24 protein-coding genes and 1 tRNA gene are annotated in these 21,699 nt (G+C 58.5%); 14 read left to right on the plus strand and 11 right to left on the minus strand.

Annotation, left to right across the window (positions count from 1 at the left end; all coding sequences use genetic code 11):
- Window positions 1–4: 4 nt before the first annotated feature.
- From FTO60_RS11775 to FTO60_RS11785, 3 genes are read left to right on the plus strand one after another with little or no spacing between them, the layout of a single operon-like run.
- On the plus strand, window positions 5–655 hold the full coding sequence (locus tag FTO60_RS11775) for a virB8 family protein (protein WP_148056138.1): 651 nt from the start codon (window positions 5–7) through the stop codon (window positions 653–655).
- 3 nt (window positions 656–658) lie between these two features.
- A complete protein-coding gene (locus FTO60_RS11780; protein ID WP_148056139.1) occupies window positions 659–1,354 on the plus strand; it encodes a TrbG/VirB9 family P-type conjugative transfer protein in 696 nt (231 codons plus the stop codon).
- The gene (locus FTO60_RS11785) at window positions 1,347–2,033 is read left to right on the plus strand and encodes a hypothetical protein (RefSeq protein ID WP_197738496.1); all 687 of its coding nucleotides are present in this window, start codon (window positions 1,347–1,349) and stop codon (window positions 2,031–2,033) included. The genes FTO60_RS11780 and FTO60_RS11785 overlap by 8 nt, the downstream gene beginning before the upstream one ends.
- Window positions 2,034–2,089: 56 nt before the next feature.
- Here FTO60_RS11785 and FTO60_RS11790 read toward each other — a convergent pair.
- A protein-coding gene (locus tag FTO60_RS11790) for an IS3 family transposase (RefSeq protein WP_148056140.1) occupies window positions 2,090–3,441 on the minus strand; the annotation gives its coding sequence in 2 pieces (ribosomal slippage) (window positions 2,090–3,105 and window positions 3,105–3,441; 1,353 coding nt in all).
- Between the two features lie 368 nt (window positions 3,442–3,809).
- Between FTO60_RS11790 and FTO60_RS11795 the strand changes: the two genes are divergently transcribed.
- The gene (locus tag FTO60_RS11795) at window positions 3,810–4,058 is read left to right on the plus strand and encodes a hypothetical protein (protein ID WP_148056141.1); all 249 of its coding nucleotides are present in this window, start codon (window positions 3,810–3,812) and stop codon (window positions 4,056–4,058) included.
- A 78-nt stretch (window positions 4,059–4,136) separates the two neighbouring features.
- The gene (locus FTO60_RS11800; RefSeq protein ID WP_148056142.1) at window positions 4,137–5,504 is read left to right on the plus strand and encodes an exonuclease domain-containing protein; all 1,368 of its coding nucleotides are present in this window, start codon (window positions 4,137–4,139) and stop codon (window positions 5,502–5,504) included.
- Window positions 5,505–5,816: 312 nt separating this feature from the next.
- Here the strand turns inward: FTO60_RS11800 and FTO60_RS11805 are convergent, their stop codons facing one another.
- The 4 genes from FTO60_RS11805 to FTO60_RS11820 form a co-directional block, all read right to left on the minus strand.
- Entirely contained in the window at window positions 5,817–6,014 is a 198-nt protein-coding gene (locus FTO60_RS11805) for a hypothetical protein (RefSeq protein ID WP_148056143.1), read from the minus strand.
- A 321-nt stretch (window positions 6,015–6,335) separates the two neighbouring features.
- Window positions 6,336–7,628: a type II toxin-antitoxin system HipA family toxin gene (locus tag FTO60_RS11810; protein WP_148056144.1), complete on the minus strand. Its 1,293-nt coding sequence runs from the start codon at window positions 7,626–7,628 to the stop codon at window positions 6,336–6,338.
- Entirely contained in the window at window positions 7,628–7,873 is a 246-nt protein-coding gene (locus tag FTO60_RS11815) for a helix-turn-helix domain-containing protein (protein ID WP_148056145.1), read from the minus strand. Before FTO60_RS11815 ends, FTO60_RS11810 begins: the two co-directional genes overlap by 1 nt.
- A 97-nt stretch (window positions 7,874–7,970) precedes the next feature.
- Entirely contained in the window at window positions 7,971–8,834 is an 864-nt protein-coding gene (locus tag FTO60_RS11820) for a hypothetical protein (protein ID WP_148056146.1), read from the minus strand.
- Window positions 8,835–9,201: 367 nt separating this feature from the next.
- On the opposite strand from FTO60_RS11820, the gene FTO60_RS11825 reads away from it, so the two are divergent.
- From FTO60_RS11825 to FTO60_RS11835, 3 genes are all read left to right on the plus strand, one after another.
- On the plus strand, window positions 9,202–9,621 hold the full coding sequence (locus tag FTO60_RS11825; RefSeq protein ID WP_172623877.1) for an ester cyclase: 420 nt from the start codon (window positions 9,202–9,204) through the stop codon (window positions 9,619–9,621).
- Window positions 9,622–9,704: 83 nt separating this feature from the next.
- A tRNA-Cys gene (locus FTO60_RS11830) sits at window positions 9,705–9,769 on the plus strand.
- 312 nt (window positions 9,770–10,081) lie between these two features.
- Complete coding sequence (locus FTO60_RS11835) at window positions 10,082–11,062, plus strand: hypothetical protein (RefSeq protein ID WP_148056148.1); 981 nt, start codon at window positions 10,082–10,084, stop codon at window positions 11,060–11,062.
- Between the two features lie 272 nt (window positions 11,063–11,334).
- Here the strand turns inward: FTO60_RS11835 and modC are convergent, their stop codons facing one another.
- From modC to modA, 3 genes are read right to left on the minus strand one after another with little or no spacing between them, the layout of a single operon-like run.
- A complete protein-coding gene (gene modC, locus FTO60_RS11840) occupies window positions 11,335–12,429 on the minus strand; it encodes a molybdenum ABC transporter ATP-binding protein (RefSeq protein ID WP_148056149.1) in 1,095 nt (364 codons plus the stop codon).
- Entirely contained in the window at window positions 12,426–13,118 is a 693-nt protein-coding gene (gene modB / locus FTO60_RS11845) for a molybdate ABC transporter permease subunit (RefSeq protein WP_148056150.1), read from the minus strand. The genes modC and modB overlap by 4 nt, the downstream gene beginning before the upstream one ends.
- A complete protein-coding gene (modA, locus tag FTO60_RS11850) occupies window positions 13,111–13,869 on the minus strand; it encodes a molybdate ABC transporter substrate-binding protein (protein WP_148056151.1) in 759 nt (252 codons plus the stop codon). Before modA ends, modB begins: the two co-directional genes overlap by 8 nt.
- 156 nt (window positions 13,870–14,025) lie before the next feature.
- On the opposite strand from modA, the gene FTO60_RS11855 reads away from it, so the two are divergent.
- The 4 genes from FTO60_RS11855 to FTO60_RS11870 all read left to right on the plus strand — a co-directional run bounded on the left by FTO60_RS11855 (window position 14,026) and on the right by FTO60_RS11870 (window position 16,932).
- The gene (locus FTO60_RS11855) at window positions 14,026–14,463 is read left to right on the plus strand and encodes an NUDIX hydrolase (RefSeq protein WP_254696795.1); all 438 of its coding nucleotides are present in this window, start codon (window positions 14,026–14,028) and stop codon (window positions 14,461–14,463) included.
- Between the two features lie 63 nt (window positions 14,464–14,526).
- Window positions 14,527–14,940, plus strand: a complete 414-nt coding sequence (locus FTO60_RS11860; RefSeq protein ID WP_148056153.1) for a DUF1178 family protein — start codon at window positions 14,527–14,529, stop codon at window positions 14,938–14,940.
- A 9-nt stretch (window positions 14,941–14,949) separates the two neighbouring features.
- Window positions 14,950–15,597 (plus strand): SDR family NAD(P)-dependent oxidoreductase, encoded by a 648-nt coding sequence (locus tag FTO60_RS11865; RefSeq protein ID WP_148056154.1) that lies wholly within the window; start codon window positions 14,950–14,952, stop codon window positions 15,595–15,597.
- A gap of 99 nt (window positions 15,598–15,696) precedes the next feature.
- Window positions 15,697–16,932 (plus strand): aspartate kinase, encoded by a 1,236-nt coding sequence (locus FTO60_RS11870; RefSeq protein WP_148056155.1) that lies wholly within the window; start codon window positions 15,697–15,699, stop codon window positions 16,930–16,932.
- 539 nt (window positions 16,933–17,471) lie between these two features.
- On the opposite strand, the gene FTO60_RS11875 is transcribed toward FTO60_RS11870, so the two are convergent.
- Both FTO60_RS11875 and FTO60_RS17720 read right to left on the minus strand, forming a co-directional pair.
- Window positions 17,472–17,876: a group III truncated hemoglobin gene (locus FTO60_RS11875; RefSeq protein WP_148056156.1), complete on the minus strand. Its 405-nt coding sequence runs from the start codon at window positions 17,874–17,876 to the stop codon at window positions 17,472–17,474.
- Window positions 17,873–18,028 (minus strand): hypothetical protein, encoded by a 156-nt coding sequence (locus FTO60_RS17720; RefSeq protein WP_172623878.1) that lies wholly within the window; start codon window positions 18,026–18,028, stop codon window positions 17,873–17,875. The genes FTO60_RS11875 and FTO60_RS17720 overlap by 4 nt, the downstream gene beginning before the upstream one ends.
- 78 nt (window positions 18,029–18,106) lie before the next feature.
- Between FTO60_RS17720 and FTO60_RS11880 the strand changes: the two genes are divergently transcribed.
- Window positions 18,107–18,535 carry an Rrf2 family transcriptional regulator gene (locus FTO60_RS11880; protein WP_148056157.1) on the plus strand — a complete coding sequence of 143 codons (429 nt, stop codon included), beginning with the start codon at window positions 18,107–18,109 and terminating at the stop codon, window positions 18,533–18,535.
- Between the two features lie 102 nt (window positions 18,536–18,637).
- Window positions 18,638–20,890, plus strand: coding sequence for a phosphoenolpyruvate--protein phosphotransferase (ptsP, locus tag FTO60_RS11885; RefSeq protein WP_148056158.1), 2,253 nt, complete (start codon window positions 18,638–18,640; stop codon window positions 20,888–20,890).
- On the opposite strand, the gene FTO60_RS11890 is transcribed toward ptsP, so the two are convergent.
- The gene (locus FTO60_RS11890) at window positions 20,887–21,699 is read right to left on the minus strand and encodes an EcsC family protein (RefSeq protein ID WP_254696796.1); all 813 of its coding nucleotides are present in this window, start codon (window positions 21,697–21,699) and stop codon (window positions 20,887–20,889) included. The genes ptsP and FTO60_RS11890 overlap by 4 nt on opposite strands.

Consider the following 21,699-nt stretch of genomic DNA (forward strand, 5'->3'; position numbering starts at 1 on the left):
CCCCATGAGTAGCGAGGCAGAAATCATCGAAGAAGAGCTCGTCTACGGCGCACGACGACGGGAGCTCATGTGGCAGAAATTAGGGCTGACAGGCATGGCGTTTGGCATGGCAGGTTGTCTCGCCGCTGCTCTTGTCGCTCTGTTCGACGTGGACCCGCCGCCCATGATCGTGCCCTTTGATAGCGAAACCGGCATGGCCCTCCCCAATGCCATGGTTGAAGCGGTCTCACTCACGGAACGCCCCGCTATCATCGAGGCACAGGTCTACCGCTATGTCATTGATCGAGAGACATACAATCAGCTCGACAATGATGTGCGCGTGCGGCGGGTCCTGGATCAGTCGGACAGCGCAGCCGCCGCCGGGCTGCGCGCGCTTTGGACCAGCGGCCACGAAGCCTATCCGCCCGACAGCTACGGCACAGATGCCCGACTTGAAGTCGAGGTTCTGTCGATCACCCATATCAGCGCCAATCGCGCCCAGGTGCGCCTTCGCAAGCGGCTCACCTCACCGCGAGGCAGTCAAAACGGGCTCTTCACCGCAACGCTGATGTTTGAGTTTCGGCCCGAGAATAGCCGGTCGATCGACGATGTCTGGCAGAACCCTTTCGGCTTCACCGTCACCGAATACGCGATCCGCTCGGATCGTCTGGAGTAACCCATGCGCCGCCTTTTCCTGATCCTCGCTTTCCTCGTACCGCTTGCTGGCACAGCCAACGCCGAAACCCAGCCGCGCCAAGGCCCCTATGATGCCCGTGTCCGGCTGGCCACCTATCAGGACGGGCAGGTCTACCGCATCCGCACCAGCCTGACCCACGTGACCAGCATCGAGTTTGGCCAAGGCGAGACCATCCGCTCGATCATCGCAGGCGACACTGAAGGGTTCCTTTTGGACGGCGTGCCCGGTGGCCAGGCTTTTGCAATCAAGCCCGTCACACGCGGCGCTCATACAAACATCACCGTCTATACCAATCGGCGCAGCTATTATTTCAATGTCACCGAGGCAAGCTCGCCGACCTTCTACGTCATCCGTTTCACCTATCCCGAGTCCGCTCCCCAGCAATCGCGTGTGGCTGCAAGCCAACCTGCAAACCACGCCTATGGCGTCAGCGCGCGATCCGAGATCACCCCACGCGAAATTTGGGACGACGGCACCTTCACCTATTTCCGCTTTGCCGCGAACGCGCCTTTGCCCGCGATCTTTCGATGGTCCGGCGGTAATGAGCGCAGTGTCAATGCTCTGGCCCGGCCAGATGGCGTGATCCGCGTCTCAGGTGTCAGCGCTCGATGGGTGCTCAGGCTCGGTGAGGACGAGATTTGCGTGCAAGAGATGAGCGAGGCAAACCACGATGAGTGAAACGACTGAGCTTAAGAAACGCCTCGAAGCGCTTGAAGGAAAACCACAAAACCCAAAGGCACGTCCGTCCGCTCTCACTATTTCCCTCGGCATTGCGACAATCGCTGCCCTTGGAAGTCTATTGCTGTTGTTCTCTGGCGGCTCTGAACCCGAAAGCTTGGAAACCGCCGCCCCAGATGAGTTCCAAGCGGCGGGACCGGGCTTTGGTGCGCTCGAGCCCACGCCTGCAACGATTGACACAACCCCACCGCCGGAGCCAGAACCAGACAGCGAGACAGAAGAGCTGCGCGCGCAAATGGACGCCATGCGCACCGAGCTCGAAGCCCTGCGCAACGCGCCAGCACCTGAGGCTCCGGCCGTCGATACAGAAGCATTGGATACCTTGGGCGCAGAGATCGATGCTCTGCGCAGCGAAGCCGCTGCGACGCAAGCCGCTTTGCGCGAAGAGTTGGAAGAACGCGCACGGCAAATCCAGCGCCTGCAAAATGATCTAGAGCTTGCACGCCTAGAAGCCCCGCGCTCGCCAGCACCAACCGGACCCACGGCCGAAGAACTGCGCCTTCAGGAGCTCGAGCGGCGGCGGCAAGCCGAACTTGAGGAGCTGCAAGCCCGTATCGCCAGCCCGATCATCGCCTTTGGCGGCACCGGAGGCGGCAACAATGTGTCCGTCGTCATATAAAATGGGACATCAGAGCGGCTTGAGCATTGGAGGCTCTGGCTCGTTTGTGTGATTGATTATGCGGCTTGTTTTTGATGTTGCAAGCGGCGTTGGCGGATTGTCTGTTTCTTGATCTTCTTCCTTTCCCTGAGAATGGCTTTGTCGCGCCCGAAGTAGACGTCGGCGGGTGTGACGTTGTTCAGGCTCTCATGGTAGCGCTGATTGTTGTAATAGTCGACAAACGTGCCGATCTGGCGTTCGAGATCGCCGGGCAAGTAGTAGTTTTCCAGCAGAACCCGGTTCTTCATGGTCTGATGCCAGCGTTCGATCTTGCCTTGGGTCTGCGGGTGGAATGGTGCCCCACGGACATGCTTCATTTTTTGGCCTTCCAGCCATTCAGCCAAATCGCCAGAGATGTAGCACGAGCCATTATCGCTGAGCAGACGCGGTTTGTGGCGCACGACGGCCTGGTCGCAACCGGACGCCGTCAGCGCCAGCTCGATCGTGCCTGTTACGTCCTCCGCGCGCATGTTTGTGCAGAGCTTCCAGGCGATGATGTAGCGGCTGTAATCGTCCAGGATCGTGCTGAGATAGTACCAACCCCAACCGATAATCTTGAAGTAGGTGAAGTCGGTCTGCCACATCTCGTTGATGGCCGTGGTTTTGTCTTTGAACTCCTCCGCCGCTTTGATCACTACATAATCAGGGGCAGTAATCAGATCAGCAGCTTTGAGAATGCGGTAAGCCGATGATTCAGATATAAAATACCGCTTCTCATCCGTGTATTTGACGGCCAGTTCCCGGGTGGTCAGCGCTTCATGTTCCAGTGCAAACTCAATCAGGTCATCACGGCGGGCATCCGGGATGCGGTTCCAGACCGATCCTGGACGTGGGGGTCTGTCAGCCAGCCCGTCCAGGCCGCCGTCGACATACAGATCGTACCATCGATAGAATGTCGTGCGCGGGATGCCCAGCATGTCGAGTGTCTGTTTGACCGGCAAATGCGATCCCTCAACGGTGCGGATGATCTCCAGTTTTTCGGACGCGGGGTATCTCATTCTTCGAACTCCCCAGCCCCTGTCATGCTTTTTTTGAGCAGACGGTTCTCAAGGGTCAGATCGGCAACGCATTCTTTCAAAGCCAAGGATTCTGAACGCAACTCCTTAACCTCTGGCGACGTGGCTTGCCGCGCTGTGTCACCCGATAACCGGCGCTTGCCAGCTTCAAGGAACTCCTTAGACCAGCTATAATACAGGCTCTCCGCGATCCCTTCACGGCGGCACAGCACCGAGATGCTCTCCTCGCCACGCAGGCCTGCCAATACAATGCGGATCTTCTCCTCAGCTGAATAGGTCTGCCGGGTTTTGCGACGGATGTTCTTAACTACCTTGTCGGCAGCATCTTTCGATGTCTGGGGCCTCTTCGTCATCTCGATCTCCTAATCGATAAGATGAACCCGAAATCCTCCCTTATTCAAATCCTCAAATCTGTCCCACGAGCGCTGACGTCAGACAATCTGGACAAGCGCTTCTCTATTCAATCGGCAACCAAGACCTGCTCTTAGAAGATGCCGCAGCTGCAGTAGCTACCGGGGTCGGACATTTAGAACACGGCAAATTCCAATTTTCCACTGACAGACTCCAGGAACTGTCTGTCAGGCTTCGAGGGTATGTTGCACTCGCGGAACGGCTGGCGGGTGATCTGTCCGAAACAACTCTGCTAAGAATACACATAAACAGCCGTAAGCTGACTGCCCTAACCTATGCCGATTTTGAGACATCATTTCTGCCGCGTTTGATGACCCGGGTGAAAGTCGAGTTCGATACCTTCGATGTTTCCATCATCGACCACTCAGCAGATAATGACGTCCGACTTCTGTACCTAAAATCCCGCTACATGATAGAGACCGATCCTCGGCGAGTGGCGCAGAAAGCATTTGATCAGGAAGTCTTAGACTTGAATACTCTCAATTTCAGCAATGAAGGACCGAGTTTTCGGGAGTTTGCTCAGACCCTGCTCAAGGCTGGTGTGAGAATTCCCAGCTAGATAAGACACACTTAGGCTTTCGTCGCGACGGTCAGTAGGAATTGGACTTTGGCGGAAGAAGGCAGGTAGTAGTCACGTATGTTTGCATTTTACGACCTTGAAACCACGGGGACATCACCCGCTTTCGACCAACCCCTACAGTTTGCGGCGATCTTGACGGATGACGACTTCAACCAAGTTGAGCGCGTGGATATTCGCTGCAGGCTCGCGCCGCACATTCTGCCAGCCCCTTGGGCTCTCGCTGTGACAGGTGTCTCGCCAGATCAGCTGATGGACCCTGCTCTTCCATCCTGGTTCGAGTTTTCGCATCAGATTAGCGACCTGATCAAACGCTGGGCTCCGGCGACATGGACCGGATACAACACACTTGCTTTTGACGAAGAGTTTCTTAGGCAGTCATTCTATCAAAATCTTCATCCCAGCTTGTATCAAACCCAGTTTGACAACAATGACCGGCTAGACCTCATGAAGGTGATCTACGCTGTCCGGGAGCGCGTGCCAGACGCCCTCGAATGGCCAATAGATGATCTTGGTCGCGAGAGTTTCAAACTGGACCGTCTCGCCCCTTCCAACGGCTTTGCCAATCATGACGCCCATGATGCCCTCGGCGATGTAGAGGCAACAATCCATATGGCATCACTCATTCGCAAACGCGCCCCTGCCGTATGGGATCAATGCTTGTTGAACCGCGATAAACACCAAGTTGATCGATTGCTACAAAGCGGGCATCCCGTGCGCCTGATCGAACGATTTGGCGCGGCGCCACCACGATCCTATTTCGGTGCATATGCAGGTACAAACCCGCAGAACCGTAACTCTGTGGCATTTCTCGATCTGGACCTCTGTGATGCGTCTATCATCCATGCCAATGATCGAGATCTTGCCAAAGCGGTCGCTGCATCTCCCAAACTGATACGGACGATTGCGATGAACAAAGTTCCGAGCGTATTCCCAGTTGCCAACCCCAGCGCTGCGCACAGTTCGCTCGCCCAGCTAGTTTCTGCACACCCTGAATTTCATAAACGAGTGGGGCAGGCTTTGGCCGATCGCTATGCGGATAAAGAGCCCGGCCAACACGTCGAACAGTTGATCTATGACGGCTTCTATAGCGCCGATGACAAACAGGCCCTTGAAGATTTCACCGCAGCCGACTGGCGTGACCGCGCTCGAATTGTCGCTCAACTAGACGACATCCGCCTCAAGCAACTGGGTATGCGGCTTATCTTCTCCAATGCCCCAGAGTTTGCAACCATGAACTACAGGTCAGCAGCAAGCGCTGCGATCCGAGACCGCTGGCTGACCAACGAGCCATCCACGCCATGGACGACTAAGGCAACAGTAGAAGAACAACTCGGCGAGATTATCAGTGGTGAGGTGCTAGACCAGAATCGGATTTGTGCACTTCAAGACTTCTATCACGCAAGAATCTCAGAAGTTGGCGCATAGGTTTACGCCAACGGCCACATAGCCTGATCTCTACCGTCCCCTGATCTTTTGTGCGGGCCATGGCTCACCAATAGCACTGTAGTGAATTGGCCCCAATCACAAGAACAATGGAGCACTTTTTTGCCATTAAGCTATAGCTCGACTCATAAATCCAGATCACAGTTCACGCGCGAGATGATGTAGAAGCTTTCCCACTCTATGGCCTTAGCTTTGGTCAGTATCCCTCTGAAATAAAACTGGAAAGCCCAACTGCATCTAAGATTTTTGGCCCTTGCAGAAAGCCAGGGCGGGAGACCCGCCCCGGCACTGAGGTCACTCGGTGACCGGATCATCATCGCGGCGCGGGAAGGCGACCATCTCGACTTCGGGGAACATGCTGTGTTTGACGTTGATCGAAGTGATGTTGCCGCTTTCGTCGGCATTGACGAAGAGGACGCCGCAGCGGTCCCAGTAGTTCTTGCCGTCTTTTTCGCCGGATTTGACGTTCAGTTTCAGAGTTTGAGTAGCCATTTTTTGATCCTCACTTTGAGTGTTTCGATGAACATGACCAAAGCAGGCACCAAGGGGCTGTCAGCGAGAAACTTGCCTCGCGAGGAATGCGCTGGCGCAGGGGAATTTTCTTGTTGAAGCGGTGCTTGCGCCGCGTCTGGCACGGCTGCCCGCTTATGTTCAGCAATCAGAAACACGGCGTTGTGGATCTGAGTTTGGCCGTCAATCTCTGAGTTGGCTCGTCAAAGCTGGCCTGGAACGCTGCAACTCGTGTACTGGGCCTGCAGATTGCTCGCAGTAAATATGATCTACCGACCATAAACCGGAAAAATGATCTGCGGATCATACGGCATGAAAGGCAATCGCCCGACGTCGCACGCCAGCAGCAATAGCTTCCGCCAATGGCTGTGGAAACCCATCCGGCAGTTCTGCTAGTGCCTTGTCCAAGGCGGGTTCGAGCTCAGACGCAACGCCCGACAAGACCTCTTCCGCCAGCGCCACACCAAAACCTGCCGCCTTCGCAGCCTGCAGGAAATGGCGGAGCACCACCTCGTTGATCCGGTAGTGTCCATCGACGGCCATAGCGAGGCGCATCCGGTTCTGGCGGATTTGACCGTCATCCACAGCTTTCTGTGCGCTCAGCACGTCATAAAGCGGGGTCATACGGAAACCGCCGGGGCGCAATGCGATGCTGAAATTCTTTGCGTGCCCGTCTGTCGCTCCTAAGAGCCAAAAAAGCACCTGCGCGCGGAAGAACACGCGTTGATCCGCCTCGGGGTCATCACTGCCAGTCAGCAACCCGATCCCTTCGGTGATCCCCGGCCCGCCATCCATTTGGTATTTCTGGCTGGGTGGGACCGAGAGTGCCTGACAAAAATCTTCCTGCGGGAGGCGGATCAAGCGGCCATCCTTGGTCCAGCGCCGATCAAACCGCGTCACCACAAGGCTGCGCACGTCCTCGAAGTCGGCAATCTCGACTTCAGCCACATTCATGCCCATGGCGCGACAGAGGTTCATGCAGAAAAATTCGTTCTCAACACTGTCAGACAAATCGATCCCTGCGGGCAGAACGCCAAGCTGGGTCTTGAGGATATGGGTTGTAGGGGTAAGCCCAGATGGACGGATCCACGCGCCCTCATGGCGCAGCAGCGCAGTTTTCTCCTGCGCGCCTGCAATGGAAATGCGGAAGTCGTCCTCCTCGTCCAAGCCAAGCGGAGCGCTTGCGAGGTTGCGTAACATATCCGCAATCTGCGCCTCAGAAACGGGCTCGCCCTCGAGCGCGCCAACCTCGGGGATCTCACCCGAAACGAACTGCAAGGCCCCCACGCAATCGCGCCCAATCTTCTCTAGCATGTGCCATGCGTCCGTGCCGCCTGCACGCACCCGAGCGGCAACGCGCTCACGTATCGCCTGATTGTCCGGAAGCAGATTTTCCAGGTAGGCAATGACAGGGCCGCCTTGGTGCGCCTCTTCGCGCAAAGGCAGTGACAACGAGATAGGCATGGCGTGTTCCCACGACAGCCAACTCGGATCATAGGTGAAGCTGATTGCGCCTGAGCCTGCGAGACGCAAAGCCCCTACCAACCGTCCGTTCAGAAGCACTTGCATCGTGCCACTACGCCCGTGTTTGGCCATCAGAAGATATCCTCGATCTCAAGCGAGCCACCGCGCTCTACCAATCGGAACTCAAGCCCAAGTGCCGCCATGACAGCGAGCACTGTGGCGAGCTTGGTTCCCGCGTCACCATTCTCGAGCGATGAAATCGTCGCAACGCGCAAATTCGTGCGCGCGCTGATATCGCTTTGGGTCCAGCCGCGCGCCTTTCGCGTCCGGCGGAATGCCTCGCCGATCTGCTCGGCCGTTCTTGCTGTGAGGTCCATGATGTGGCTCCTTTTACGGCAGAGCGTAAATCAAAACAAATTACGCTGCAACGTAAATATTCGATTTTTACGCCATAGCGTAACAATCGAGCCGCACTCATGCCTGCAGCCCCGCAGCTCGAACCTGCTCAGGCGTCACCAGCTTCGATGCAATTAAGTCCTCGACCTGCCGGTTGGTGATGTGACGACACAGGGGATGGCGCTCGTGGATCCACTCGGTGAGGCTGGCACGACCTTTGGCTTCGGCCTCTCGCGCCTTCTCGCGGTCCGCCTGAATCTGGGCAAGGCCCTTCTCCCATCGGCGCATCTTGAACCAGTTGTCTGAGAAACAAACCTTGCTGCGCGTGTAGCCGTCACTTTCCTTCGCATAGGCCTTGACCGCCTGCAGCAGATCATCGGGCTTTACCCCGGCTTTCACGGCGGCTGCGATCAAGCGCAGACCGGTTCGCCGGTCTCGGACCCTGTCTTCGGGATAGGCCGCCAGGATCTTCTCAGATTCAAGATCTTCAACCTCCTCCGCCGCCTCGCGCCTGCGCGTAGGTGGTTTATGGATGGTTTTAGGATGGTTTGGGGTCCACCGTGAACCCCGTACCCCGTTCACCGTGGACCCCGTACCGGGTTCAGGCTGGACGGGGTTCACAGTGACCCCCGTCTCAATGTCGGGCTCCGCCGTGGGTTCGAGCGCGGCCACGCGTTCCAGAACGATACGGTAAATGACCGTGTAGCCGTTCTTGCAGTGCCGCCGCCCTGTCTCGATCAGAATGCCTTCGCGCAGGAAGTCGATGATGGTGCGCTTCACCGTGCTTTCGCTGAGCTCTGTGTGGCGCTGGATCGTCCCCTTGGAGCACCAGATACCCGAGCCGTCATCGCTCGCCTTGTCGGCCAGGAACATGATGATCTGCTTGCGCGCAGCGCTGCCAAAGCGGCGCTCTGCGCATTCATTCGCTATGCGCCAGCTCATTCCAATGCCTCAAGGTTAGAAGCGTTACTGTGAGCATTCTGGGGCGCAATAAGCGTTGAAACTTTCGCTTTTTGTTCACATTTTGTCAGGGGGTGTTTTGCACCCCTAAGCCGTTGTTTTTGCTTCCTGTCTTTCTGGATTGCAAATCCGTGTACACCGGTTCGATTCCGGTACTCGCCTCCATTTAAAAACAATCACTTGCGTGATTTCCGCGTGCTGTTTGATTGTAAAATGGCAACCAGTCCATGATTTAGTTCGGTATCGCGGCGTTGTCGGCCAGAATTGACATAGTTGGGTCCCCGAGTCTTAGATCATTAGGAAAACTATGCCCGATCGCCGACGGCACCACAAAGAAGGATTTCCAGAAATGCATCCTACTGAAAAAATTGTCCGCCAGTTTCATGAATCTTGGGACATGCGCGATCCAGACCGCGGCGTTGCAGTGATATCTGACGACTGCAAATTCGAGGACGTTGCCCGTGACGAGAAGCAAATCGGACCCGAAGGTTACCGAATGGACTACGAACGTTGGCGTAGGGCTTTTCCCGATGGGGAAGTGAAGGTTACGAATGTGATAGTGGATGGCGACCGGGCTGTCGTCGAATTCGTTAATCGCGGCACCCACACGGGTCCGCTCGAATCTTCCCTTGGAACATTCGAGCCAAGCGGAAGGCGGCAGGAGTCGCGCTATTGTTCCGTGATGCGGGTCGCAGATGGAATGGTGGTCGAGGGACGAGATTACTACGACAGTGCCACCATCGCACGGCAATTGGGGCTTGTAGACTGACGTGCCTTTCATTTTACATTGAGCAGGTAACCCACTGATATGCCACAGGCGCTCTACGGATCATTTTGCAAAGAAGCCCAATAAAATCAGTGGAGTAATTAGGATTGCAAATCCGTGCACACCGGTTCGATTCCGGTACTCGCCTCCAGCGTTTTCACACATTTCAAACTCATCGCGGTTTCTTGTGGCCTCCCCTTGGAGAACCCGTTCTGCTCAGCGCATTCCAACTATGGAGAGTGCCACAAAACGACACCCTAGACAGCGAGAAGCCGCCGCATTTGGCCAGTTGACGGGCGGGCAGACGGCATTGGTGAGCAATATGGCCTTCCGGCTGCAAGTCAGGGCTGCGGCCTTCGGTTACCCGGGCGCTCAGGTAGAAACTGCAGACAACGAATTATTCATTCTTAACAGGCACTTTCGGCTGGCGTGGGTTTCTCGCCAAATGAAAAGCTGGAATTGAATGACCAAAAAAACTCGCAACTTTTATCTGGCACCGATTTGCGGCGCTTTCCTTTACGTGTGGATGGCAAGCGCGGTGGCCGCCGAGTGCGGATACTTCAAGCCGCTTGGTGATTTGACGGCACAGATGCGATCGCTGGTGACTGGACAGACCCCGCAGGGGGCTGCAAGCGCGCGGCGCGTGGCCCGTCATGTTCAAGCCGTCGACTCTCGCGAAGTTGGACAGCAGCTATTGGAAATTAACCGCTTTACCCAAGTCCAGCATGTCGAACAGCTCGTCGCGACCGCCGAGGCGTATTCACGAACGATGCACCTCACCAATACGGTCGCATTGGTACGAAATATCCAATACTTAGAAGGGCTTTTCGAATTGGTTTGTGGTTCGCAGCAGGAAGACCAGGCGATTCGCGGCGGGCTTGGTTCAAGTCGCATAGGTCACCTCACCGCACTCATTGAAGACATGCGAGGCTTCTTCAAAGTTTGCCTGTTGGTCATCTTTCTGGCTGGCGTTGTGGGATTGCTTTTTTCGCTGCGCTACGTTGTCCTTCTTATCGTCGGATTTGTGCACCACAAGAAGTTCTGCCGCATTCCAGCCCAGCTTCGCGGAGACAGCCAGCTGTTCAAAGGCAAAGTGACGCGCGCTGGCCTAAATGGCGTCCGGTTTGAGTTTGAAACCGATGCCGAGGCAAAGCGCCTCACGGATCTGACGGCCAGCCCGGGCTTTGTCTACTTTGATCTGTTAATCGACGACCAGCATTGGCCTGTGTTTGTTGACAGATTTCAGAAGTTCTTTGTCCCGCTATATTTTCTTGAAAGACTCAAGCAAGATGAGTTGAAAAAACTCCTCACCAAGTCGACGCGCGCGACACATAGTGCCCCGGCAATCGGGCATCCATCAAATCGGCGGGTTTGGCGCGCGCAGATCAAAAAGCGCAAGGCCGAAATCAAGAATGTCACGCGACACCGATCGACTTCTTGTTAAGTGGCCCAATACTTCGGGCCTTGGCACAGCATGCTTTTGGGTTCATCGCGACCACGTTTCTACCTCAATGGACGACGCAAAGGTCACATTACGGACGGTGCCATGATCGCAAAATCGATCTCTGCGGAAATACCTTTTACCTTCAATGGCGCGCCCCTCCGCGCCATGCAATGTAGCCAACTTTGACCGCGCAGGAACGCGCCATTCGCGATGGCAAAGGCACGCCTGATCGCACAAAATTCGCCCGGGAAACGCGGCGCCACCGCATGCCGTTATCGCGCCATCCGATCGCGTCCTGTGTCGCCCGTAGCAACATCATGCGCGGCAATCGCGGTTGCTTTGAGAAGGGCAAAGACCTCCATGCCTTCGACCAGACCCATCGCCGCTGCTGACCGGCGCGTGACCCGCGCCAACAGCCTGTCGTTGCCGGATTGCAGACCGACAGCCACACCCGGTCCGCGCCCTTGGGTGATGCCGGTGATTTCGGCCTTGATGACATTCAGCGCGCTCATCCCTGTCGGGCGCTGCAACGACAGGATCACCTCTTGGGCGGGCACGCGCACGCGCACAAGTGTCCCAACCGGTCCCAATTCTCCCGGCAACAGCAACTGCCCTTTGCTGATCGTCACGGTGGTCAGTTGATCCCCGGCATCATAGGCCATCACCCGCCCGCTAATCACCGCCCCAGCATCATTTGCGCCAAGGTAGGGCACCGCTACGGGGCTGCTGAGAACATCGTCAATCGGGCCGGACAGGCGCACCTGCCCGTGATCCATCAGCACGATATGATTGGCCAGCCGCGCAACTTCCGACACATCATGGCTGACATAAATGATTGGCAAATCGGTGCTATCACGCAGGCGTTCGAGATAGGGCATGATCTCGGCTTTGCGGGGGGAATCGAGGGCGCTGAGGGGTTCATCAAGCAATAAAAGACGCGGGTTGCGCATCAGGGCACGGCCAAGCGCCACGCGCTGGCGTTCCCCCCCTGACAGACGGTCCGGTCGCCGCTCGAGCAGCCCCGACAGCCCCAGCATTTGCACCACCTGATCCGCGTTGTGCTGCCCGCCATAAGCCAGATTGCGCGCAACGCTCATATGCGGAAAAAGGCGCGCATCCTGAAACACATAGCCGACTTCGCGCCGCGCCACAGGCACATTGATCCGCCCCACCGAGTCAAACAGCACCCTGTCCCCGACCGTGATCCGCCCCTGCGATGGGCGCAACAGCCCCGCAATTGCATTGATCACCGTGGTCTTTCCAGACCCCGAGGGGCCGAACAGCGCTGTCAACCCGACGGGCGCGTCAAACGTCGCATCCAGCGCAAAGCCATCAAAGGCATGTTTCAGTTCAACATGCAGGGTCATAGCCCGCCCCCGCGCAAGCGCCGCGACAAAAGTTCCGATATAATCAGCGCGCCCATCGCGATGACAATAGAGACCACCGCCAGGCGCAGGGCCAACGGCTCGCCCCCCGGCACCTCAAGCAACAAATCAATCGCCAGCGGAATGGTCCGGGTCTGACCGGGGATGTTGGACACAAAGGTGATCGTTGCGCCGAATTCGCCCATCGCCTTGGCAAATCCCAGCACCGCACCGACGATAATTCCGGGCAAGATCAGCGGCAGGGTGATCGTCGTGAAGACCCGCAGGCGGGATGCGCCAAGGGTCGCCGCTGCCTCTTCAAGGTTGCGATCGACCGCTTCGACGCCCAGCCGGATTGCGCGCACCATCAAGGGGAACCCCATGATCGCCGCCGCCAGCGCCGCGCCGGTCCAGCGAAAGGCGAAAATCAGGCCGAACAGGTCCTCGAAGGCCTGCCCCAGGGGGCCGTTGCGCCCAAAGCCCAACAGCAACAAATACCCCGTGACAACCGGCGGCATGACCAATGGCAGATGCACGAGGACATTTAGCAACCCACGCCCCCAGAACCGTCCGCGCGCCAGCAACAGCGCCACACCGATCCCGAGCGGCAGACTGATCAGCGTGGCCCAAAGCGCGACCTTGACCGACAACCACACGGCCGCCCATTCTGCGGGGCCAAGGAAATCAACCATCCTGCGCCACGCTTGTCAGCCCGTGCGCCACCATCACCTCCTGCCCGGCGACACTGCGCAAGAAAAGCAGAAAATCAGCCACCTCGGCGGCCTTGGCGGTGCGCAAGACGGCTGCGGGATAGCGAATGGCAGGGTGGCTTTCGGGTGGAAAGGTGGCCGCGATGACCAGCTCTGGCGCGACCAATGCATCCGATGCATAAACAACGCCCAAAGGCGCCTCGCCGATCTGCACAAGACGCAGGGCTGCGCGCACATTGGCGGTTTGCGCGACACGGGGGGCAAGACGATCCCACAGGCCAAGGGAGTCGAGCGCCGCTTTGCCATAAATCCCCGCAGGCACCGCATCGACCAGCGCCATCGCAAGGGGGCGATCCCCAAGGCGGGCCAGAATACCGGCGGGTGCGGCCAGATCGACCGGCGGCCCGCCTGCCGCCACCAGCACAAGGCGATTGCCGGCGATATCGGCGCGTGTGCCTTCAATGATCAGATTTGACGCCTCGACCTGATCCATCCAGTCGGCACTGGCGGAAACGAACATATCCGCAGGCGCGCCCTGCATGATCTGGCGGGCAAGGGCGGAACTGGCGGCAAATGAAAACACCACATCATGGCCGCTTGCATCACTCCAGATCGTCGCGGCATCCTCAAGCGCGTCTTTCATACTGGCGGCGGCGAAAACGGTAACGGTCTCGGCGCGCGCGCCACCCGCCAAACCGATCAAAGCCGCTGCTATGACACCCATCCATTTCATGGCCGAAACATCGCCCCCCATCCCCGCATTGGCAAGAGGGGTCGGGCAACTGTTTCAAGGGTTTGCAAGTCGCCGCTTGTTCTTTAGGTTGGATACACGGGCGGTGAAACAATTGCAGCGAAAGCGATGACACTTCACAAAAGCGGGCAACCCCGCATGAAACTTGACGGCGCACATAAGAGCGATGTGCGCACACAATTTGCCGCCCTGTGCTATCGTATTCACAACGGCAAGGTCGAATTTTGCCTGATCACCAGCCGCAACGCGGGGCGCTGGATCATTCCCAAAGGCTGGCCAATGGATGGCACAACGCCAGCCAAGGCCGCCGCGACCGAAGCCTTTGAAGAAGCCGGGCTTGAGGGCAAGATGCATGCCCAATCCCTTGGTGTTTTCACCTACGAAAAGGAAATCACCGACGGGACCACCCCCTGCCTTGCGATTGTCTATGCGCTGCGGGTGAAAACGGTGCTGTCAGACTGGCCCGAACGCCGACAGCGCCGCCGCAAGTGGTTCAGCCGCAAAAAGGCCGCCGCGCGGATATCCAACCTTGAATTGCAGCAGATGATCCTGAAATTCGACCCCACCCAGCTTTAGCGACCTTTGCACCGGCCCTTGGACGCTCTATCTATAGGGTGTCGTTCCATTTCAGGCCCCGCCATGATCCGCTTTGATCTCAAATGCAGTGCTGACCACCACTTTGATAGCTGGTTCCAGTCAGGTGCGGGTTTCGAGACCCTGCGCGCAACCGGTATGCTGACCTGCCCGACCTGCGGATCGACCCAGGTGGAAAAGGCGCTGATGGCCCCGCCCCTGGCCAAAACTGTCAAAGGCCCCTTGCATTCCAAAGAGACTGACGCCGAAAAAGCGCTTGCCAAAATGCGCCACGAGGTCGAGACCACATCGGACTACGTCGGCCTGCAATTCGCCAGCGAGGCGCGCAAGATGCACGATGGCGACAGCCCCGAACGCCCGATCTACGGCGAAGCTCGCGCCGAGGATGCCCGCAAACTGCTAGAAGATGGCATTCCCGTCCTTCCCCTGCCCTTTATGCCCAAACGCAACACGAATTGAGGCCGACCCATGACAACCCTGATTACCGGTGCGAACCGTGGCATTGGCCGCGCCTTGCTGGACCAATCCCGCGCCGCTGGCGAACAGAGCTTTGGCACTGCGCGCACGGTGTCCGATGATCTGTTGCAACTGGACGTAACCGATGCGGCATCGCTGGCCACCTTGGCGCAGACCTTGCGCGACCGCCCGATCGACCTGCTGGTATGCAACGCCGGTGTTTATCTGGACAAAGGTGATGCGCTGGACCACGGCTATGGCGCCGACAAATGGGCCGATACATTCGCGACCAATGTTACCGGTGTTTTCATGACGATCCAGACGTTGCTGCGCAACCTGCGCGCGGCACAAAATGCCCGCATTGCGATCATTTCCAGCCAGATGGCATCGGACACCCATGCCCCCGGCGGCAGCTATATCTACCGCGCCTCCAAGGCCGCCGCGCTGAACCTCGGGCGCAATCTGGCCAGCGATCTCAAGCCCGAAGGCATCGCCGTGGGCATCTATCACCCCGGTTGGGTGCAAACCGATATGGGCGGCGCAGGGGCCGCGATCACCGTGGACGAGGCCGCAGCAGGGCTTCTTGAACGCTTTGCCACCCTGAACACCGCCACCACAGGGTGTTTTGAAACATGGAACGGGCGCGCGCACGCCTTTTGACGCCGTTTCCCAGCGCCTGACCACCCGCCCCGAACCTGCCCCATTGCTCTTGACCGCCGCGCCGCTTATGAGGGCTGCGACCTTAAGTAAGGGAGCGTTATGCCCGTTCTTGTAATGAAATTCGGCGGCACATCTGTTGCCACGGTTGATCGTATCCACCGCGCAGCCAAGCGTGTGGGCGTTGAAGTGGCCAAGGGCTACGACGTGATCGTCATTGTCTCTGCCATGTCGGGCGAAACCAACAAGCTGGTTGGCTTTGTCAACGATACCTCGCCACTTTATGACGCCCGTGAATATGACGCGGTGGTCAGCAGCGGTGAAAACGTCACCGCCGGACTTATGGCCCTGACCTTGCAGGAAATGGACGTGCCCGCGCGCAGCTGGCAGGGCTGGCAGGTGCCGGTCAAGACCACCAGCGCCCACTCCAACGCCCGGATCGAGGACATCCCGACCGACAATATCATGGCCAAGTTCGGCGAAGGTATGCGCGTGGCGGTGGTTGCCGGTTTCCAGGGCGTCAGCCCCGAAGGGCGCATCACAACGCTGGGCCGTGGCGGGTCAGACACCACCGCTGTCGCCTTTGCCGCTGCATTCAACGCAGAGCGCTGCGATATCTACACGGATGTCGACGGCGTTTACACCACCGATCCGCGCATCACGTCAAAGGCCCGCAAGCTGGACAAGATCGCGTTCGAGGAAATGCTGGAACTTGCGTCCTTGGGCGCGAAAGTGTTGCAAACACGGTCAGTGGAACTGGCCATGCGCTTCAAGGTGCGCCTGCGGGTGCTGTCATCATTCGAAGAACAATCCGACGAGGCCGGCACTCTCGTCTGTGACGAGGAGGAAATCATGGAATCCAACGTAGTGGCCGGTGTGGCCTATTCCCGCGACGAAGCGAAAATGACACTGATTTCGGTGGCCGACCGCCCCGGCATCGCCGCCGCGATCTTCATGCCCCTGTCAGAGGCAGGGGTGAACGTCGATATGATCGTCCAGAACATTTCCGAAGAAGGGCGCACGGACATGACGTTTTCCTGCCCCGTCGATCAGGTGAAACGCGCCGAAAAGGCGATGAATGCAGCCAAGGAAAGCGGCAGCATCAACTTTCACGATCTGGTCGCCGACGAAGGCGTGGCCAAGGTCTCGGTCGTCGGCATCGGCATGCGCAGCCACACTGGTGTCGCCGCCAAGATGTTCGAAGTCCTGTCCAAAGAGGGCGTGAACATCAAGGTCATCACCACATCCGAGATCAAGATTTCGGTGCTGATCGACCGCAAATATATGGAACTGGCCGTGCAGGCCCTGCATGACGCGTTCGAGTTGGAGAAGGCTTAGGGCACCAACGCGGTCTTCGGTTTCCCAACAACAGGGATGACGTCCAAATGAATGTGGTAGTTAGGGCCCCTTGGACTGTCGTGTTTTGCTTGTGGCTTACTGCGTTTCTATTTTCGGGTACTCTGGTTGCCATAGGTGGAGCGGGAATTGTTTCAGCAATTGCCCTTTCGGTCGGGACAACCGCTTATCAATCTAGGATTGCGCGGCAGGGGAAACCCTACGTGCTTCAGAAAGAAGTAATCCGAATTGCTTTTCTTAAACCACAGTCATTAGGGACCTTGAGCGCAGTACTTATCAGGGTTTTCTATCCTGCTTTCTTTGCTTCCATTCTGGCCATGATCTTGAAGAAGACTGCGTTTGAATGGTTTGGATTAGCTGGTTAGTGGACACCTTAGGTGGGCCGCCGCCTTGAAGTTTCCGGCCATCCAATACTATTTTCTTCGCCCGGCACCGCCGGGCAGCCCCCGACCGCCCCCATGGGCGGGGGCTTCACCCCCACCCGCGGTCGCGGACTGCCCTCAATCTGACTGCTGAAAACCCTAAACCCCGCCGAACCGCGGCACGTCATCCGCCTGTTGCTGCGGCAATCCATAGCTCAATCCCCGTCCGATCCTATGCGCCCGCGCTGACCAACCCCGCGCCAACAAGGGCGGCAGTTCTGCGGTCAAAACCTGATCAAACAGCGCCAGCCAGACGGGGAAATGCGCCGTGCGGACATTGCCGGCCTGCGCGTGGACCTGCATCGGGTTGCCGTCATAAACCTGCTGCAACAACAATGCGTTACGCCAAAACCGGCCGATCTTTTCCTCGTGGGTCGGCCAATCGGTGATATGCGCCGCAAAGACGGGGCCAAGGGTCGCATCGGCCCGCACGCGCGCGTAAAACCGCGTCACGACCGCATCAATCTGCGCCTCGCTGACGGCAATGCGCGGCGGCAGGGTCATGCGACGACAATCCAGACGATAGCCAGGGCGACGCTCAGATAGACCAGCGTGTTGACCATCCAGCGGATCAACGCGGCTTCTCCTTCGGGGTTCAAGCCCATCTTTTCGCAAACTTTGGTGCCGGGCCATAAAACGGCTTGAGAAAATGTCATCAGGTGCCCTTATGTGGTATTTGAGATGCGGATTAACTAGCGCTTTTAAATACGCATTACAAATGCTAAATATACCCCATGCATCTAGATAAATTCACCGACTACGCCCTGCGCATCCTGATGACCCTTGCGGTGCGCGCGCCTGAACGGGTCGCCACATCGGATATCGCGGCGTTGTTTGATCTGTCCGACAACCACCTGTCCAAGGTCGCCACGGAACTGGCGCATGCGGGTTTCGTGCAGTCCGAACGCGGGCGCGGCGGCGGCTTGACGCTGGCCCATTCGCCCGACCAGATCAGCATCGGTGCGGTCGTGCGCGCCGTAAAACGCAATGGCCCGGTGGTGGAATGTTTCGGCACGACATCAACCTGCCTGATTCTGCCCGCCTGCGGGCTGCGCGACCCGTTGGCACAGGCGCAAGAGGCGTTTTTTGCAACGCTTGATGGCTATACGCTGGCTGATGTGACATCGGCGCGGCGCGCGCTTTCAGACCTTCTGACACCATAAGCAACCGCAAACTGCCCAATTTTCGGGCAGTGCGCGGGCAACCTTTCCTCTCCCCCTCGGACGCCGACTCGCCTATAGGTAGGGCAATGAACTGGGGGCCAAATGCCACAAAGGGTTGAAACCGAAAGCCGCAAGCTGCTGGGACGGCTGCGCGATGCGATGGCCAAGGACAGTGCCGGACAGGCGCGCCTTGATGAAATCGTGCGTCTGATCGCCGGCTCGATGCAGACCGAAGTCTGTTCGATCTATCTGTTCCGCGACAGTGAAACGCTCGAGCTTTGCGCCACCGAGGGTTTGCAGGCCGAAGCCGTCCACCAGACCCGCATGCGCCTTGGCGAAGGGCTTGTGGGCCGTGTCGCGCGGTCAAAACGCACCGTCAACGAGGCAGACGCCCCCGCCGCCAAAGGCTTTCGCTATATGCCCGAAACCGGCGAGGAACGGTTTTCGTCGTTCTGCGGCGTTCCGGTCCAGCGCCTTGGCGATGTGCTGGGCGTCCTGGTCGTGCAATCACGTGATGCGCGCGAGTTTTCCGCCGACGAGGTATATGCCCTCGAGGTCGTGGCAATGGTGATCGCCGAAATGACCGAACTGGGTGCTTTTGTCGGCGATGGCGCGGCCCTCTCGGCGCGTCACCAACAGCCCGTCATGATCCGTGGCACCGTTGGCCAGGAAGGTGCTGTCGCGGGCAACGTCTATCTGCATGAACCCCGTGTTGTCGTGACCAACCCGATTTCCGACGATCCCGAGGCCGAAACCGCGCGCCTGCGCGACGCTATCGACACGCTGCGCATTTCCGTCGATCAAATGCTTGACCAGACGGCCACTGTGGACGCCGAACAGGTCGAAGTGCTGCAAGCCTACCGGATGTTTGCCAATTCGCGCAGCTGGATGCGCCGGATGGAAGCGGATATCGACAACGGCTTGTCCGCCGAAGCGGCCGTGGAAAAGGAACAATCGCTGGCGCGCGCACGCATGAGCGGGTCCGGCGATGCCTATCTGCGCGACCGCCTGCACGATCTTGACGATCTCTCTAACCGGCTGCTGCGCATCCTGACCGGCCAGGGCAAGGACACGGGCGTGGAAATGCCTGAAAACCCTATCCTTGTTGCACGCAATATCGGCCCCGGTGAATTGCTCGATTATGGAAAAACACTGCGCGGGATCGTGCTTGAGGAAGGGTCAGTTGGCAGCCACGCGGCAATTGTTGCACGTGCTTGGGCGATCCCACTGGTGATCCACGCCAAGGGCGTCTTGACCGAAGCCCTGAACGGCGATGCGATGCTGGTCGATGGCGAACAGGGGATCGTGCACCTGCGCCCCGACGATGCCGTCAAGGCCGCCTTCCAAGACAAGATCGCGATGCAGACCCGCGCGCAGGAACGCTATGCCTCCATCCGCGACCTGCCCGCGCAGGCCCAATGCGGCACGACAATCGCCCTGCACATGAACGCGGGGCTGATGGCCGACCTGCCCTCGCTTGCGGGGTCTGGGGCCGAAGGTGTCGGGCTGTTTCGCACCGAGTTGCAGTTCCTGATCCGCAACAAGATGCCCCAACGGGCTGAATTGTCAGCGCTTTATTCACGGGTGATGGATGCCGCGGGCGGCAAACGTGTGGCGTTTCGCACCCTCGATATCGGGTCCGACAAGGTTCTGACCTATATGAAACCCAACGACGAACCTAACCCGGCGATGGGTTGGCGGGCGATCCGGGTGGGTCTTGATAAGCCGGGCGTGTTGCGGATGCAGTTGCAAGCACTGATCCGTGCCGCCAACGGGCGTCCATTGGCGGTGATGTTCCCGTTCATCGCCCAGATGGAAGAATTCCGCGCCGCACGCAGTGAAATGGACAAGGCAATGGCGCGTGAAAAGGTCCTGGGCCGCCCCCTGCCGGAAAAAGTCGAAATCGGCGCGATGCTGGAAACGCCCAGCCTGGCCTTTGCCCCCGAGATTTTCTTTGAGGAGGTCGATTTTCTGTCGATTGGTGGCAACGACCTCAAACAGTTCTTTTTTGCGGCGGACCGCGAAAACGAAAGGGTGCGCAAGCGCTATGACACGCTGAACGTCAGCTTTCTAAGCTTCCTTGAACAGATCATTCAGCGCTGCGATGCCTCGGATACCCCGCTGAGCTTTTGCGGAGAAGACGCGGGCCGCCCGATTGAGGCGCTGTGTTTCGCGGCCCTTGGTTTGCGGGTGCTGTCGATGCGTCCGGCTTCCGTCGGGCCGGTCAAACACCTGCTGCGCCGCAGTGATCTGGGCGAGGTCAAAGCCGTAATCGACACGGCCCGGGCGCGCGGTGATCAATCCGTGCGCGGCGCGATCTCGGACTGGCTGCGCGATCAGAACTCAGGCAACTAGGCGCGTCTGACCGGCAGTTTTTGCGCCACCAGATCCGCGTGAAAGGCGGTCAAAACTGCATCAGCACCGTGTTCACGCGCCAGGGCACGCAGCCCGAAATGCACATGCGCCATTTCCGTGTAATAGGTCATGAAAGCGTAATTTGTGCCCGCCCCCGCCGCCGCGCCAAGGATCGGCACGGCCTGCGTGGCCAGCTTTTGTGACAGTATGGCGGCAAAGCGCGGGGCGATACGGGCGATCAGCCCGTTCACAGCCGCCCCAGACAGCGCCAGACGCGCGCCGATAAAGGCGGTGTCGATACCATCATCCTGATCGCCCGGGCCGCCCGACCCGAAAACGCGTAGGCATTCCAGGCGGGTCTCCTCTGCCATCGGGTCTTCGCCGTGGGCCTGTGCAACGCCCTGCACGGCGCGAAAAATCACGGTGGTCGCGACGGGCAGTTCCGCCAGAGCCGTCGGCAAACCGCCAAAGCCGCCCAAAGCACCCGAAGCCGTCGCCAGGGCGCGATGAGCGCGGTCGCTGCCGACCAACTTCTCGCCGATCCCGCCGCGCGTGTGCCCGGCAATATCATATGCGTAGCGCAGTGCGTGTTTTGCGGCCCCCTCAACCTGCTGACGGGTCTTGGCGGGCAGCAGTTTCAGCCCGTCGTCGACCTGTCCACCAACAAAGTTGACCACCTGCATGATCACGCCATTGGCGCGGTATTGGCGCGCAGCAAGGGCCGCGACACGGGCCCGCGCGATCTCATCCAGCGGGGCCAAGGCCGGTTCGGGGTTGACCAGTTTCATCTCGGGCAGATCGTTGTCCAT

Source organism: Octadecabacter sp. SW4, from assembly GCF_008065155.1.
Taxonomy (GTDB): Bacteria; Pseudomonadota; Alphaproteobacteria; order Rhodobacterales; family Rhodobacteraceae; genus SW4.